The following is a 14,002-nucleotide window of genomic DNA, read 5'->3' on the forward strand; positions in this document are numbered from 1 at the left end:
AGACAAGGCGGCGAAGCGCCGCAAGAAGCACCTCAGCGTCGCAACGAGCGGCGACGAGCCTGGCGATGAGCCGAAGGCCCTTTCCGAATGCGACGTCAAATCGAACATCAAGTCCATTCCGGGCGTGATGACGATCCGCGGCTGCGCCTATGCCGGTTCCAAAGGCGTGGTATGGGGGCCGGTCAAGGACATGGTCCACATCTCGCACGGGCCGGTCGGTTGCGGTCATTATTCCTGGTCGCAACGCCGCAACTACTACGTCGGCCTGACGGGCATCGACACGTTCGTGACGCTGCAGTTCACCTCAGACTTCCAGGAAAAGGACATCGTGTTCGGCGGCGACAAGAAGCTTGAACAGGTCATCGACGAGATCGAGGAGCTTTTCCCCCTCAACAACGGCATCAGCGTGCAGTCGGAATGCCCGATCGGGCTGATTGGCGACGACATTGAGGCGGTGTCGCGCAAGAAGGCCAAGGAGCACGAAAAGACGATCGTGCCGGTACGCTGCGAGGGCTTCCGCGGCGTCTCGCAATCGCTCGGCCACCACATCGCCAACGACGCCATCCGTGACTGGGTTTTCGACAAGAACGAAGTCGAGTTTGAGACCGGCCCTTACGATGTCAACGTCGTCGGCGACTACAATATCGGTGGCGACGCGTGGGCTACGCGCATTCTATTGGAGGAGGTGGGGCTGCGCGTGGTCGGCAACTGGTCGGGTGATGCCACGCTCGCTGAGGTCGAGCGCGCGCCAAAGGCCAAGCTGAACCTCATCCACTGCTACCGCTCGATGAACTACATCTGTCGGCACATGGAGGAAAAATACGGCATCCCGTGGATGGAATACAATTTCTTTGGTCCGTCCCAGATCGAAACCTCCCTGCGCGAAATAGCCAAGCACTTCGGTCCGGAAATCGTCGACAAGACCGAGGCTGTCATCACCAAGTACCGGCCCCTGGTCGATGCTGTCGTCGACAAGTACCGGCCGCGCCTCGAAGGCAAGACGGTGATGCTCTATGTCGGCGGCCTGCGTCCTCGCCACGTCATCACGGCCTATGAGGACCTCGGCATGCGGATCGTCGGCACCGGCTACGAGTTCGCCCACAACGACGACTATCAGCGCACCGGCCATTATGTGAACAAGGGTACGCTGATCTATGACGACGTGACCGGTTACGAGCTGGAAAAGTTCATCGAAGGCATCCGCCCCGACCTTGTTGGGTCCGGCATTAAAGAGAAGTATCCGGTGCAGAAGATGGGCATCCCCTTCCGCCAGATGCACTCCTGGGATTATTCCGGCCCGTATCACGGCTATGACGGCTTCGCCATATTCGCCCGCGACATGGATCTGGCCATCAATAATCCGGTGTGGGATCTCTACGACGTCCCCTGGAAAAAAGAGGCCGCGCCAGCTGAGGCGGTTGCGGCCGAATGAGAGCCTGGCCTGTCTTGGGAAGGGGCAGGCCAGGCTCTTCCCATCGGACTTGATCCGCACTCGTGACAGATGACATCCCATTGCCGCCACCGGTGCGGCGCGATGAAAAGAAAGGTGCTTACTATGCCGCAGTCGGCGGAAAAAGTTCTCGACCATGCTCCCCTGTTCCGCGAGCCGGAATACAGGCAGATGCTCGCCGAGAAGAAAGCCAATTTCGAATGCCCCCACCCGGATCAGGTCGTTGCCGATCAAAACGACTTCACGAAGACCTGGGAGTATCGCGAAAAGAACCTGGGCCGCGAAGCCCTGGTCGTGAACCCGGCCAAAGCCTGCCAGCCGCTCGGTGCCGTCTTCGCAGCCGCAGGCTTTGAGCAAACGATGTCCTTCGTCCATGGCAGCCAGGGCTGCGTCGCTTATTACCGTTCGCATCTGTCGCGTCACTTCAAGGAGCCTTCATCGGCGGTCTCGTCCTCGATGACGGAGGACGCGGCAGTGTTCGGCGGGTTGAAGAACATGGTCGACGGGCTCGCCAATACATACAAGCTCTACGATCCGAAGATGATCGCCGTCTCGACCACCTGCATGGCCGAAGTCATTGGAGACGACCTCCACGGCTTCATCGAAAACGCAAAGAACGAAGGGTCGGTCCCGCACGACTTCGATGTTCCTTTCGCCCACACGCCTGCCTTCGTCGGCAGCCACGTCGATGGCTATGACGGCATGATCAAGGGCATTCTGGAGAACTTCTGGAAAGGCAACGAGCGGAAGGAGGTTGCTCAAGCCATCAACATCATTCCCGGCTTCGACGGCTTCTGCGTCGGCAACAACCGCGAACTGAAGCGCCTGCTCGACATGATGGGCGTATCCTACATCTTCATCCAGGATGCCTCCGACCAGTTCGACACGCCGTCTGACGGTACGTACCGCATGTATGACGGCGGCACGAAGATCGAGGACTTGAAAACGGCGTTGAATGCCGAAGCGACCCTGTCGCTGCAGCACTATAACACGCGCAAAACGCTGGAATATTGCAAGGAGGTCGGTCAGGTTACGGCTTCGTTCCATTATCCGCTGGGTGTTCAGGCGACCGACGAATTCCTGATGAAGGTCTCGGAGATTACCGGCAAGGAAATTCCTCCGGCAATCGGCCTGGAACGCGGCCGTCTCGTCGACGCTATGGCAGATAGCCAAGCCTGGCTGCACGGGAAGAAATACGCGATCTACGGCGATCCTGACTTCGTCTACGCCGTTGCCCGGTTCGTCTTGGAAACCGGCGGTGAGCCGACCCACTGCCTTGCTACCAACGGCACGTCGGCCTGGGAAGCCGAGATGAAGGCGTTGCTCGCATCCTCGCCCTTCGGCAAGGATGCCCAGGTCTGGGCGGGCAAGGACCTGTGGGCGTTGCGCTCGCTGCTCTTTACCGAGCCGGTTGATCTTATGATCGGCAATTCCTATGGCAAGTATCTCGAGCGCGACACCGGCACCCCATTGATCCGGCTGACCTTTCCGATATTCGACCGGCACCATCACCACCGTTTCCCGCTCATGGGCTACCAGGGCGGCCTGCGCGTCCTGACGACGATCCTCGACAAGATCTTCGACAAGCTCGATCGCGAGACGAGCGAGCCGGGTGTGACGGACTATTCTTACGACCTGACCCGCTAGGAGCGGCGGCGGTCGGCCTTGTGAGGCCGGCCGCCTTCATCTGAACTTGGAGACCGCAATGCCCTTGCTCAATGCTAAAGTCCAGGATGTCTTTGACGAGCCTGCCTGCGAGAAGAACCGCAGCAAGGATTCCAAGGCGCGCAAAAACGGCTGTTCGAAGCCGCTGATCCCCGGGGCGGCAGCCGGCGGATGCGCTTTCGATGGCGCCAAGATCGTGCTGCAGCCGATCACCGACGTCGCGCACCTGATCCATGGGCCTCTCGGCTGTGAGGGCAATTCCTGGGACAACCGCGGATCGGCTTCTTCAGGTCCCACGCTCTGGCGCACCAGTTTCACGACCGACCTCACTGAAACCGAAGTGGTGATGGGGCACGGCGAGCGGAAACTTTTTAAAGCAATCCGCGAGATCAAGGAGGCCTATGCTCCACCGGCGATTTTCGTCTATTCGACCTGTGTGACAGCATTGATCGGCGACGACATCGAGGTCGTCTGCAAGCGGGCCGCGGAAAAATTCGGCCTTCCGGTGGTGCCGGTCAACGCACCTGGCTTTGCCGGCTCCAAGAACCTTGGCAATAAGCTCGCCGGTGAAGCGTTGCTCGATCATGTGATCGGCAGCGTAGAGCCGAACGACGTGACCGCCTACGACATCAATATCATTGGTGAGTTCAACCTATCCGGCGAGTTTTGGCTGGTAAAGCCGCTTCTTGACCGGCTGGGGATCAGAGTAAGGGCCTGCATTCCAGGAGACGCCCGATATCTTGACATTGCTTCTGCGCATCGCGCCAAGGCGTCCATGTTGGTGTGCTCGACAGCACTCATCAACCTCGCCCGCAAAATGGAGGAGCTGTGGGATATCCCGTTCTTCGAAGGCTCCTTTTACGGAATTACCGACACCTCGGAAGCACTCAGACAGATCGCCAAGCTGCTCGTGATGCAGGGGGCGGATCCCGAAATCCTCGAGCGCACCGAGGCATTGATCGCGGAGGAGGAGGCGATTGCCTGGATGAAACTCGCAGCATATCGACCAAGGCTTGAAGGCAAGCGCGTGTTGCTCAACACCGGCGGCGTCAAGTCCTGGTCGGTTGTCCATGCGCTGATGGAGGTGGGCATCGAGATCGTGGGCACCTCGGTCAAGAAATCCACGCCTGAAGACAAGGAACGTATCAAGCAACTCCTGAAAGACGAAAACCACCTGTTCGAGTCAATGGCGCCGCGCGAGCTTTATAACATGCTCGCCGACGGTAAAGCCGACATCATGTTGTCTGGCGGGCGCACGCAATTCATCGCGCTGAAGGCCAAGACACCTTGGCTCGATATCAACCAGGAACGCCACCACCCCTATGCCGGCTATGACGGCATGGTGGAGCTCGTTCGCCAGATCGATCTTGCTATTCACAATCCGATCTGGATGGAGGTGCGGGAGCCGGCACCGTGGGAATGCCAGCATGCGGTGGAAGAAGAACTGACGAATACCAAGAGCGAGAACGAGACTGGGTACGTCTTGCAAAACTTTGTCGGCGCGGTCGCCGGCAGCTTCTGCAAGCGTTGAGGAAAGCCGATGGTTCAAGTCTTTCCCCAGACCAAATCAGCTGCGGTCAATCCGCTGAAATCGTCGCAGCCGCTCGGCGCCGCGCTCGCCTTTCTTGGCGTCGAGCGTGCCGTGCCGCTGTTCCACGGCAGCCAGGGCTGCACCAGCTTGGCGCTGGTACTTTTAGTCCGGCACTTTAAGGAAGCCATTCCCTTGCAGACAACGGCATTGGACGCAGTGGCGACCATTCTTGGCGGCGCAGGCAATCTGGAAGAGGCGATCCTAAATCTCAAGAGGCGCGCAAAACCCAAGCTGATCGGAATTTGCACGACAGCCCTGGTGGAAACCCGCGGCGAAGATTTCGCAGGCGATCTCGCCAACATCAAGCGGGATCGTGCCGATGAGCTCGCGGGTACGGAGGTTGTGCTGGCGAATACCCCGGATTTCGAGGGAGCGATCGAAGAGGGATGGGCGAAGGCCGTCATCTCTATGGTCGAGCGCATCACCACTCCAGGCGAGCAGAGCCGCCACCAAAAGAAGATTGCGATCCTACCAGGATGGCATCTGACAGTCGCTGACATCGAGCTTCTGCGCGAAACGGTCGAAAGCTTCGGTCTGAAGCCGGTGATCCTGCCGGACATTTCCGGCTCTCTCGACGGCACGGTGCCCGGCGATCGTTGGGTTCCGACCACCTATGGCGGTACTCCCGTCGACGAGATACAAGAGCTTGGCACGGCGGCGCAATGTATCGCGATCGGCGAGCATATGCGCCGCCCCGCAGAGCTACTGCGGACCCGGACGGGAGTCCCTTACGCATTGTTCCAGTCGCTGACAGGATTGAAACGAGCCGACCGGTTCGTCTCGTTTCTTTCTGAGATTTCTGGTGCGCCGGTGCCAGCAAACATCCGCCGTCGCCGAGCACAGCTGCAGGACGCCCTGCTCGACGGACATTTCCATTTCGGAGGCAAGAAGATCGCAATTGCTGTGGAGCCGGACCAGCTCTACCAATTCGCTACCTTCTTCACCGGCATGGGCGCCGAAATCGCGGCAGCGGTCACCACGACCGGCACCTCAAAAATACTCGCGGAAATGCCGGCCGAATCGCTCCAGGTCGGTGATCTTGGCGATCTCGAAGAACTTGCCGTCGGCGCTGATCTTCTCGTCACGCATTCGCATGGACGACAAGCGGCGGAGCGCCTTGGGATTCCGCTCATGCGGGTGGGCTTCCCGATATTCGACCGACTCGGCAGCCAGCATAAGCTCACAAGTCTCTATCAGGGAACGCGCGACCTGATCTTCGATGTTTCCAACATCTTCCAGGCCAATCAGCGCGCGCCGTGTCCTGGATCGCTTGATCCCTCCCGCAAAGGAGAACTGCCTAGATGATCGCCGCTCGTCGCCTTTCCCTCGTCCCTGACGGGGTTCACTCGTCAGCTCCAAAACGGAAGGCTGGCGCGTTGCGCGTCGCAATCGCCACTCAAGATATGAAATCTCTCGACGCCCATTTCGGATCGGCAAAACGTTTCGTCGTCTATGATGTGAGTCCCGACGACTGGAAACTGGTGGAAGTCCTGGACTTCGAAGACGTTTCCGACCAGAGCGGAAAGCATCGGAACGAGGACGTCGATCGTATTAACCCGAAGGTGAAGGCGTTGGAAGGTTGTCACTTATTGTTCTGTCTGGCGATCGGTGGGCCATCGGCAGCCCGAGTTGTTTCGGCCAAAATCCACCCAATTAAAGTATCCGATCCTCAACTGATCGAAGATGTTTTGTCGCGAACTCGGGCGATGCTCAGGACTACTCCGCCACCCTGGTTACGCAAGGTGCTAACCGAAGCAGGCGCCATTGAAAAGAAGCCTTTCGATGAGGAGGACTAAGAAATGGGTACATTGACAGGAAGTACGGATGGCCCTGCTGTCAACGAGGATGGGGATCTCGCCACCCCTTTTCTCAGATGCCTGATAAGGCTCATTCGCGCTCAGGATGCCCATGGGGCGTGGGAAGGCAAATCGGACGCTGACCTGCTGGCCGACTTCATCCTCACCAAGGAGCAGCGCCGTAAGATCCCGATCATAGGCGATCCGGATCCGTATGTGCTGTGGAGGCTACAGAACTTTTACAGTTGCGTGGGGCTTGTGATCGAAGAGTGCACAGGCCTGTTGGCATCGCCGATCATGACGATCGGCCATGAGGGCTTCGGCCGCTTGCTTTTGACGACTGGACGGTTGGTCGTTCTGTCGAAGACCCTGCGCGATGTCCACCGGTTCGGCTTTGAGACGCTAGGCAAGCTCGCCGAGACCGGCACGAAAATGGTCGATGACGCTATTGAAGTTATCGAAACCTATCCCGACGTGGCGCGGGCATCATGAAATCAATTTTCGAGGAAAGAGATCATGTCAGACATTGTGGAGCAGCTGAAGAAGGTCCGCAAGCTGCAGTCCCGCGCCGCCGCTGCCAAAATCTCAGCATTTGCAATGGCCAGAACGAGAGTTCGATGGTGAGCTCACTGGCATGATCATGGCTCTCAACCACGCGGCGGTTGCCGCCTGAAGAACTGCCAGACTCTCGTTGCCGCAGACGACATTGCTGCGCAATCTCGCGAACAAATTAGGAGAACGGTGTTGCGTTTCACAATCTTTTGCGGCCTCCTGCTGCTCGTCGTCTGGGCGAAGGCACTAACGAGTTACTTCGTCTGGCATTCCATCCACGAAGTCATCGTTGCAATGGTGGCTAGTTTGTTGCTTCTTCAGTGGGCGTATATCGCAAGCCTGCTCTTTTCCATCTGGCAATCCAGCCGTAATTGCAGGAGTCGCCAAAGGGCTAGACGATCCGATCATCGCTAGACTAGAACGTGGTGTCAGCCACAGCCTATCATGAGGGCGAAAACCTCGGCGTTCTTTGGAACGCCTCTCATCAAATCAGATCCAACCATGAGTCAACGGAATTCGAACCTGCCGGATTACGTGGATGCGTCGAGAGCCCTATCGCCGCGCAAGCTCTGCAACCTCGGCCGTGCCATGATGACGTGTAACAGGTGGCCTGCTCATGCCCTATCTGTGGTGGCTCCGACTTCATTCGCGGCGGCGAGACCGTCAGCGAAGTGCTGGACTATGTTCATGCGTCCTTCCGTGTCGTGCATCATGTCCAGCCCCGCTTTACCTGCAAAGCAAAATTGGCCCTTGTTTAGATAGTCGAGGCCGCACTGCCAGAACACAGCGAGGCGATTTTGTCTTGTGGCCAGGTATGTGAAAGACGCTCATGCGAGCCCACTGGACAGGAGAGGTCAGCATTTGAATTTAAAAAGGTACCTTGATCCAAAAGTGGATGTGCTCGCTTCAGTAGCTGAATTGGATGGTCTGTACCGCGTCCAGAGGACCATAAAGAAACGTAAGTTATAAGGCTGAGCCTATGAATTTCATGAGAACGGAGCAGGGGCTTCTCTGCGTTTCAATTGCCGTTACCATCCTCCTTGCCTGCATCGGCATTTTGTTCGGGATCATTTCAGGTTCGTTCGCAATCATATTCGATGGTGTCTACGCATTGACGGACGCTGCTATGACTGTCGTAGCTCTGCTTGTTACAAAGCTCATCGCGTCATCCGAAGCGCCCTCCAGCAAAGGAAAACTTATCGAGCATTTCACGATGGGGTTCTGGCATCTTGAGCCCATAGTCTTGGCTCTCAACGGCATTCTCATAACCGGGTCGGCTGTTTACGCACTTGTCAACGCAATCGGCAGCATTTTGCATGGGGGACGTCCGCTCAACTTTAGTCAAGCGATCGTCTACGCCGTCGTAACACTCGGTGTGACAGCCACCATGGGGGTTATTGGTGATCGAGCTAATCGTAAGATCAAATCTGATTTCGTTGCCCTGGATACGAAAGCTTGGCTGATGTCCGCCGGGCTAACGATCGGGTTACTCGTCGCGTTTGCCATCGGATATTTAATTCAGGGGTCTTCTTACGAATGGATCTCGCCGTTTATTGACCCGGTCGCGCTGGCATTAATCTGCATTGTGATCATTCCCATTCCGGCGGGCACGGTTCGGCGAGCGCTCGCCGACATACTGCTTGTTACGCCATTAGATCTCAAACAACAAGTTGACGCGGTCGCCAAAACAATCATCGAACGACATGGATTCATATCCCACCGGGCTTATGTGGCCCGGGTCGGCCGAGGCCGGCAAATCGAGCTACATTTCGTTGTCTCAGAGGACCTCCCGGCGAGGAAATTGCAGGAATGGGATAAGATCCGTGACGAAATCGGGCTCGCGATTGGTAACGAGGGTCCGAGTCGTCGGCTCACCATCGCCTTTACAACCGATCCTGAGTGGGCGGATTAGGATTTTGAACCGAATTTGGAGCCCTGTATCGCAGGCATTCCATAACGGGCGTGATCCTCGAACCGGATGCATAGCTCGGCGTTTTTTCCAGCCACCATGCGTCAATTTCACGGTTCGTACCAATCTTCGATCAATGCGGCCAGTTTCGATGCCGTAGTTTTCCGTTATGCCTCCAGGCGCGATACTCGATTCAGCGAATAGGGTTGGCTGAACCCAGATCGCGCCTTTGCGTTCAAGCTCCACAGGCGGTTTCGCCGTCTTGATCTTGTTGAGATCCTGCCGGAGGCCGATTGTCTCGCGTTCTTTGAAACGAGCGACGCCTATGTCCTTGTACTGGCTCAGGAGGGCGCGGCCCAGCTGCCCAGGTTCCGATAGATGTCATCGCGCAGCTGTCGGACCTGTCGATTGAGCTCACCAAGTTGCGCAGGCGTATGGTCGGAAATTTCCACAAGAGCGTCGCCCAGGCAGCCAGCTCGCGACCTCAGCTCCGGCCCGCGTAACCCGCCGGGTGATGCTGCGGGCGGCAAGGGTCATCAGCGACTATGGTTCCGCGAACGCGACGAGGCGCCCGCGGATAGCCGTCGGCAACATGAAGTCGCCTCGTAGGTCAGACCTTGTGCAGAAAATCGACCACGCCGGTATCGAGATCATAATAGGCGGGCACGATCTTCACCTTGCCTTCCTCGACCAGGCGAGAAACAATCGCACTTTCGGTGAGGATGCGCTCGGCGCCGTTGAAGGCATTGGCATGGACGGTCTTGTCGACAAAATTGTCGCCGCGATCGGTCTCCGCCAAAGCCACGGGCAGGATCGGCTGGGTCATCTTGCCGATTGAGCCATCGAGCTTGGTGCCCTTGGACACGACCTCGCAGGCGGCGGAGACCGCCCCGCAACGCTTGTGGCCCATGACGACGATCAGCGGCGCATGCAGATGTTCGGTGCCATATTCGATCGTGCCGAGCACATCGGTGTCGACCACGTTTCCGGCATTGCGGGCGACGAAGAGTTCGCCGAGCGTCACGCCGCCGAATACAAGTTCCGGCACGACACGGCTGTCGGAACAGGTCAGCACGATCGCCCAAGGTGCCTGGCTCTTGGCGACGTCCTGCCGGCGCTTGGAAATATTGGCGGCGCAGGCTTCCGTGTCGGCGACGAATTTCTTGTTGCCTTCCTGGAGTTTTGCCAGTGCTTCATCCGGCAGGAGGGCGGGAGCGTTCGAGGCGAATGCCGGCATGGTCATGTCAAAGCCTGCAGTCATGACGGCCACGCCTCCGATGCCGGCAAATTTCAGCAGGGAGCGACGGCTGAGTGGGGAGGAATTGCATTCAAAGCACATGGTATCGGTCCTTTTGCAATATCCGGGATGGCTGCGGAGAAATGGCACCTGCTCCAAGTCATGTCCGGCAATTCTCCGGGAATCGGAGAATGGCCGATTGGTTATGCCTTGATATGGCACTCATCAAGCGGAATTTTGACGCATCGGAGGAGCTAAGCCAATCCTGGAGTATTGCCCCGGCCGGACGGTAGATCAACCCGGCCCTGACGGGTTCTGGCGAGGGATGCTCATGCGCGGCATATTGGGTTGCAAGGGACCCTTTGGGCGCTGCCTTCTGCTTCTTTAGTGGCTCCGCTGCCGCCGGCGGGATCGCATTCATTAACTCACTCGGGAACCTAGGAGCATTTGTGGGGCCGTTCGTTATAGGGTATCTCCGTAGTCAGCCCGGAGGTTTTTCCACAGGCCTATACGCTTTGGCAATCATGGGCCTAGCCGCGACAGTCATGTTGATTTTCCTCCTGCGCCTCCTGCGCCTCCTGCGCCAAACTCGATAGAAACAACCAGATGTTCTTGTGTTTGTTGTCACGTGAGCCGAGCTGGTTAGGTGCACAACGAGATGCGGCTCGGGTCCGCGAGGAACCAACAGCAAGAGCTCGCAAAATTCCTCAGCGTCACCGGCCGCCGTCTTCGCACCCAAGGCCGAACCCGGCAATGCCGCTCATGTCGGCGCACCGATGCCGGGCGCCATCTCGCGCGTCTTTGTGTCGCCCGGACAGGCGATCAATGCCGACGATGTGCTGGTGTCGACCGAAGCGATGAAGGTGGAAACGGCAATTCACGCCGAGGAGAACGGCACGATCGCCGAAGTTCTCGTCAAAGCCGGCGACCAGATCGATGCCAAGGACCTGCTTGTAACTATCGCGGCCGGTTCAGCGTAAAGTTCCATAACATGCGTTACGCCGCTTTGTTATGTAGGAGGGGTACATTCTATCTCGAACTGCAACAAAGGCGCTAAGCTGCCTGCTTTTCGGGAGCCATGGTTTGATCCGTACCTTTTCGCATTTGAGTTTTGACGAACGCCGATCGATTTCCAGGATGTTGGATCAGAAGTTTAGCCAGTCTGAGATCGCCAGACGCCTCGGCCGGGACCGTGCGACCATCTCCCGGGAGATAAAACGCAACTACTGGCACGATCAGGAATTCCCCGATGCCGAGGGCTACTGGGCGATGACCGCCAACGACATGGCGCACGACAGGCGCCGCGGATCGGCAAGCTCTTTCGTCGCGAGGATCTGCGGAACGAAGTGATCGGAAAGTTGGAATCCGGCTGGTCGCCGGAACAGATTGCTGGACGACTGAAGATCGAATCAGCGGCCAAGGCAAGCGTCTGTCACGAGACGATCTACCGGTATGTCTATTCACCAGAAGGACAACGGCAGCAACTCGCGCGGCTTCTCCCGGAACGGCGGAGAAAGCGCCGGCCGCGATATGCTCGCAAGCCGCAGAATCCAGTCTTTCCAGATGAGCGTTCGATCAAGCATCGGCCGGAAGTCATCAACGATCGCAAGGAATTCGGTCACTGGGAGGCCGATCTCATGATCTTCGAAAGGGTTCAGGGCAATGCCAATGTGGCAACGGTTGCAGAGGACGGCGTGAAGCGAATCGGTGAACTGTATCGGATTGAGGCCGAATTGCGTGGCCTTCATCCCGAAGCTCGTGTTGCTGGACGACAGGAACGATCCGCGCCTTTGATCGCCGACATGCAGACTTGGCTTGCCCATCACCGTGTTCGCGTGGCGACTAAGTCCCCACTCGGCGAGGCTCTGGCCTACATCGCCAAATACTGGGATGGCTTGAGGCTCTTCCTGACCGATGGGCGCGTCGAGATCGACAACAACAGCGTCGAGCGGACCATCCGGCCTATAGCCCTCAATCGCAAGAACGCGCTTTTTGCAGGACATGACGCGGGAGCACAGAACTGGGCCATCATCGCCTCCCTGATCGAGACCTGCAAGCTTAACGCCGTCGATCCGCTGACCTACCTGACAGCCGCGCTCACCGCCATCGTCAACGGCCACAAGCAAAGCCGAATTGATGAGCTACTGCCATGGAACTATCAGGGTGCGTAACGCCATATCCTCTTCTTCACTATCGGAGCAGACACGCGAAGCCCAGTGATTAGCTTCGCTCCGAATTAATCTGCCCCAACCGTGGTTCTGTACCCGCGATGAGCCTTTGGATATTCGCGCGGTGTCGGACGATAACGTAGAGCCCTCCCGCGATCACGAGTAGTCGAAAAGGCAACGGATGCTCTAAGCTAAGGATAAGGGCGATGGCTATTACAGCGGCAAGGATCGAGCTAAAGGACACGATCCGGAAAACGGCAAGGGTGAGCCCCCAAACTGCCGCTGCTCCGATCCCCACGGGCAATGATATCGCCAGCAGGACACCGAGACCTGTGGCCGCTGATTTCCCACCTGTAAACTTCAACCATATCGAACGCCCATGGCCTACCAGCACGGCTAGTCCCGACAAGCACACAAACCACGGCACCAAGCTTTGGAAGTCAGAGTTTGCGGGCGTCACAATGAACGGCTGATCGATCAGCCATATGTGTACCGCGAGGCGAAGAGTATTGCCGCCACGCCCTTCAGGACGTCAACAACTAAGACAAAAAGCGCGGGGCCTTTGCCGAGAGTGCGGAGCACGTTGGTGGCACCCGTGGATTTTGATCCATGATCGCGGATATCGATGTTGCGAAGAAATCTTCCCAGAAGATAACCAGTTGGTATTGAACCGAGCAGGTACGCGGTAAGCAATCCAATGGCGCTGGCGATCCAAAGCATGATTTATCCATTTTCCTTGAAATGGTTCGTCGTTTTTTCTTTGCCTTCGCCAGGAGCCTTCCGTCCCGATGAAAGTCAAGAAGCTGCATAAGGATATGTCTGGCGTGGGAAGGCCGTTGGTAGCCGGGACGCGACACCAACTTCCAAGATTTGTTGTTGTCTAGGTGCGAGCGAAACACCGGTTACTTCTGACTTATATCAAGGAGCGTCAGGAGCAGCCGTCGAAGCCGGTGGTGATGACCAACAGCGAGAAGAACGGCTATGTGCGACGTGCTCACGGTCCGGGGCGACGGAAGGATTTTACGAACGATCCGGCCGTCATCGAACGCCATAAAGCTGCGCTGGCAAAGCGCGATGCTGCCGAGTGAGGCGTCGATCGCACAGTCTTAAAGCTAAAGCCGATGGGTGCCCCTCACCCGCCCCCCGCTCCGCCCTTTCAACCCGGCCCAGCCGGTCGGATCGGGGCTGATCATCAGAGCCAGCGTCGCGTTTCTAACTGGCTGACAATGTCGCCCCTCTAATCAGCTTTGACAGCAATTGTAACCGCAAAGTTGGAATGTAAGAACGACTGGCATCTATTGCTCGATCCATCTCCACCCTATTGCGGGAAAAGGTAAATGTCGTTCTCCCTGCCTGATGGCCCCAGAGTGGCCGTGTAGGGCACACCATGGATAGTGATGCTGGTCTGGGGTTTGTCCGCGCTCGGCAGCAACTCAAGCCAGGACATTGCAAGCCGAAGGCCAGCCGGTGCCGGTTGATTGCCGTGTTGCCAGCTCGGAGGGACAGCTCCTCCCAAGTCGTCCACAGGCAGCGTGTACTGTGGGGTGCCGAAGATCGATGCCCCCAAGCTTTGCTCCCATGGTGCGTCTGGCGGATTGACGCTTTGCACCGGTGAATAGGCGGCTGACGGCAAA

Annotated in this window: 10 protein-coding genes and 5 pseudogenes; 13 read left to right on the top strand and 2 right to left on the bottom strand. The window is 57.6% G+C overall.

Features of this window, described 5'->3' with window-relative positions; translation table 11 throughout:
* The 8 genes from nifD to C4N04_RS31120 form a co-directional block, all read left to right on the top strand.
* Nucleotides 1-1,432, top strand: a 1,432-nt coding sequence (gene nifD / locus C4N04_RS31080; protein WP_106797755.1) for a nitrogenase molybdenum-iron protein alpha chain, incomplete at its 5' end; no start/stop codon positions are given.
* Nucleotides 1,433-1,555: 123 nt separating this feature from the next.
* Complete coding sequence (gene nifK / locus C4N04_RS31085) at nt 1,556-3,097, top strand: nitrogenase molybdenum-iron protein subunit beta (protein WP_004677342.1); 1,542 nt, start codon at nt 1,556-1,558, stop codon at nt 3,095-3,097.
* A gap of 58 nt (nt 3,098-3,155) precedes the next feature.
* A complete protein-coding gene (nifE, locus tag C4N04_RS31090; protein WP_106797756.1) occupies nt 3,156-4,646 on the top strand; it encodes a nitrogenase iron-molybdenum cofactor biosynthesis protein NifE in 1,491 nt (496 codons plus the stop codon).
* A gap of 9 nt (nt 4,647-4,655) precedes the next feature.
* Nucleotides 4,656-6,011 (top strand): nitrogenase iron-molybdenum cofactor biosynthesis protein NifN, encoded by a 1,356-nt coding sequence (nifN, locus tag C4N04_RS31095; protein ID WP_004672660.1) that lies wholly within the window; start codon nt 4,656-4,658, stop codon nt 6,009-6,011.
* Nucleotides 6,008-6,502, top strand: a complete 495-nt coding sequence (nifX, locus tag C4N04_RS31100; protein WP_008536565.1) for a nitrogen fixation protein NifX — start codon at nt 6,008-6,010, stop codon at nt 6,500-6,502. Before nifN ends, nifX begins: the two co-directional genes overlap by 4 nt.
* 3 nt (nt 6,503-6,505) lie before the next feature.
* Entirely contained in the window at nt 6,506-6,994 is a 489-nt protein-coding gene (locus tag C4N04_RS31105; protein ID WP_064842693.1) for a NifX-associated nitrogen fixation protein, read from the top strand.
* Between the two features lie 665 nt (nt 6,995-7,659).
* Nucleotides 7,660-7,812, top strand: coding sequence for an IS66 family transposase zinc-finger binding domain-containing protein (locus C4N04_RS32640; RefSeq protein ID WP_196411598.1), 153 nt, complete (start codon nt 7,660-7,662; stop codon nt 7,810-7,812).
* Nucleotides 7,813-8,033: 221 nt separating this feature from the next.
* Nucleotides 8,034-8,966: a cation transporter gene (locus C4N04_RS31120; protein ID WP_008536567.1), complete on the top strand. Its 933-nt coding sequence runs from the start codon at nt 8,034-8,036 to the stop codon at nt 8,964-8,966.
* 607 nt (nt 8,967-9,573) lie between these two features.
* Here C4N04_RS31120 and C4N04_RS31125 read toward each other — a convergent pair.
* Nucleotides 9,574-10,302 carry a carbonic anhydrase gene (locus C4N04_RS31125; protein ID WP_051679592.1) on the bottom strand — a complete coding sequence of 243 codons (729 nt, stop codon included), beginning with the start codon at nt 10,300-10,302 and terminating at the stop codon, nt 9,574-9,576.
* 635 nt (nt 10,303-10,937) lie between these two features.
* Between C4N04_RS31125 and C4N04_RS31130 the strand changes: the two are divergent.
* The 4 genes and pseudogenes from C4N04_RS31130 to C4N04_RS31140 form a co-directional block, all read left to right on the top strand.
* A pseudogene (locus C4N04_RS31130) lies at nt 10,938-11,180 on the top strand (biotin/lipoyl-containing protein); the annotation flags it as partial.
* A gap of 157 nt (nt 11,181-11,337) precedes the next feature.
* On the top strand, nt 11,338-11,550 hold the full coding sequence (locus C4N04_RS32435; protein ID WP_245425687.1) for a helix-turn-helix domain-containing protein: 213 nt from the start codon (nt 11,338-11,340) through the stop codon (nt 11,548-11,550).
* A pseudogene (locus C4N04_RS32440) lies at nt 11,547-11,828 on the top strand (IS30 family transposase); the annotation flags it as partial. The gene C4N04_RS32435 and the pseudogene C4N04_RS32440, both read left to right, overlap by 4 nt.
* Before the next feature lie 51 nt (nt 11,829-11,879).
* A pseudogene (locus C4N04_RS31140) lies at nt 11,880-12,371 on the top strand (transposase); the annotation flags it as partial.
* 49 nt (nt 12,372-12,420) lie between these two features.
* On the opposite strand, the pseudogene plsY reads toward C4N04_RS31140, so the two are convergent.
* Nucleotides 12,421-13,091 (bottom strand): annotated as a pseudogene (gene plsY, locus C4N04_RS31145) (glycerol-3-phosphate 1-O-acyltransferase PlsY).
* 176 nt (nt 13,092-13,267) lie between these two features.
* Here plsY and C4N04_RS31150 point away from each other — a divergent pair.
* Nucleotides 13,268-13,456 (top strand): annotated as a pseudogene (locus C4N04_RS31150) (ISNCY family transposase); the annotation flags it as partial.
* Between the last annotated feature and the right edge of the window lie 546 nt (nt 13,457-14,002).

The organism is Rhizobium sp. H4 (assembly GCF_003013335.1).
Taxonomy (GTDB): domain Bacteria; phylum Pseudomonadota; class Alphaproteobacteria; order Rhizobiales; family Rhizobiaceae; genus Rhizobium; species Rhizobium sophoriradicis.

Excerpts from the sequence above, each read along its gene's own strand:
- nifK (WP_004677342.1), top strand. The coding sequence starts at position 1,556 with ATGCCGCAGTCGGCGGAAAAAGTTCTCGACCATGCTCCCCTGTTCCGC.
- nifE (WP_106797756.1), top strand. The coding sequence starts at position 3,156 with ATGCCCTTGCTCAATGCTAAAGTCCAGGATGTCTTTGACGAGCCTGCC.
- nifN (WP_004672660.1), top strand. The coding sequence starts at position 4,656 with ATGGTTCAAGTCTTTCCCCAGACCAAATCAGCTGCGGTCAATCCGCTG.
- nifX (WP_008536565.1), top strand. The coding sequence starts at position 6,008 with ATGATCGCCGCTCGTCGCCTTTCCCTCGTCCCTGACGGGGTTCACTCG.
- C4N04_RS31105 (WP_064842693.1), top strand. The coding sequence starts at position 6,506 with ATGGGTACATTGACAGGAAGTACGGATGGCCCTGCTGTCAACGAGGAT.
- C4N04_RS31120 (WP_008536567.1), top strand. The coding sequence starts at position 8,034 with ATGAATTTCATGAGAACGGAGCAGGGGCTTCTCTGCGTTTCAATTGCC.
- C4N04_RS31125 (WP_051679592.1), bottom strand. The coding sequence starts at position 10,302 with ATGTGCTTTGAATGCAATTCCTCCCCACTCAGCCGTCGCTCCCTGCTG.
- C4N04_RS32435 (WP_245425687.1), top strand. The coding sequence starts at position 11,338 with ATGTTGGATCAGAAGTTTAGCCAGTCTGAGATCGCCAGACGCCTCGGC.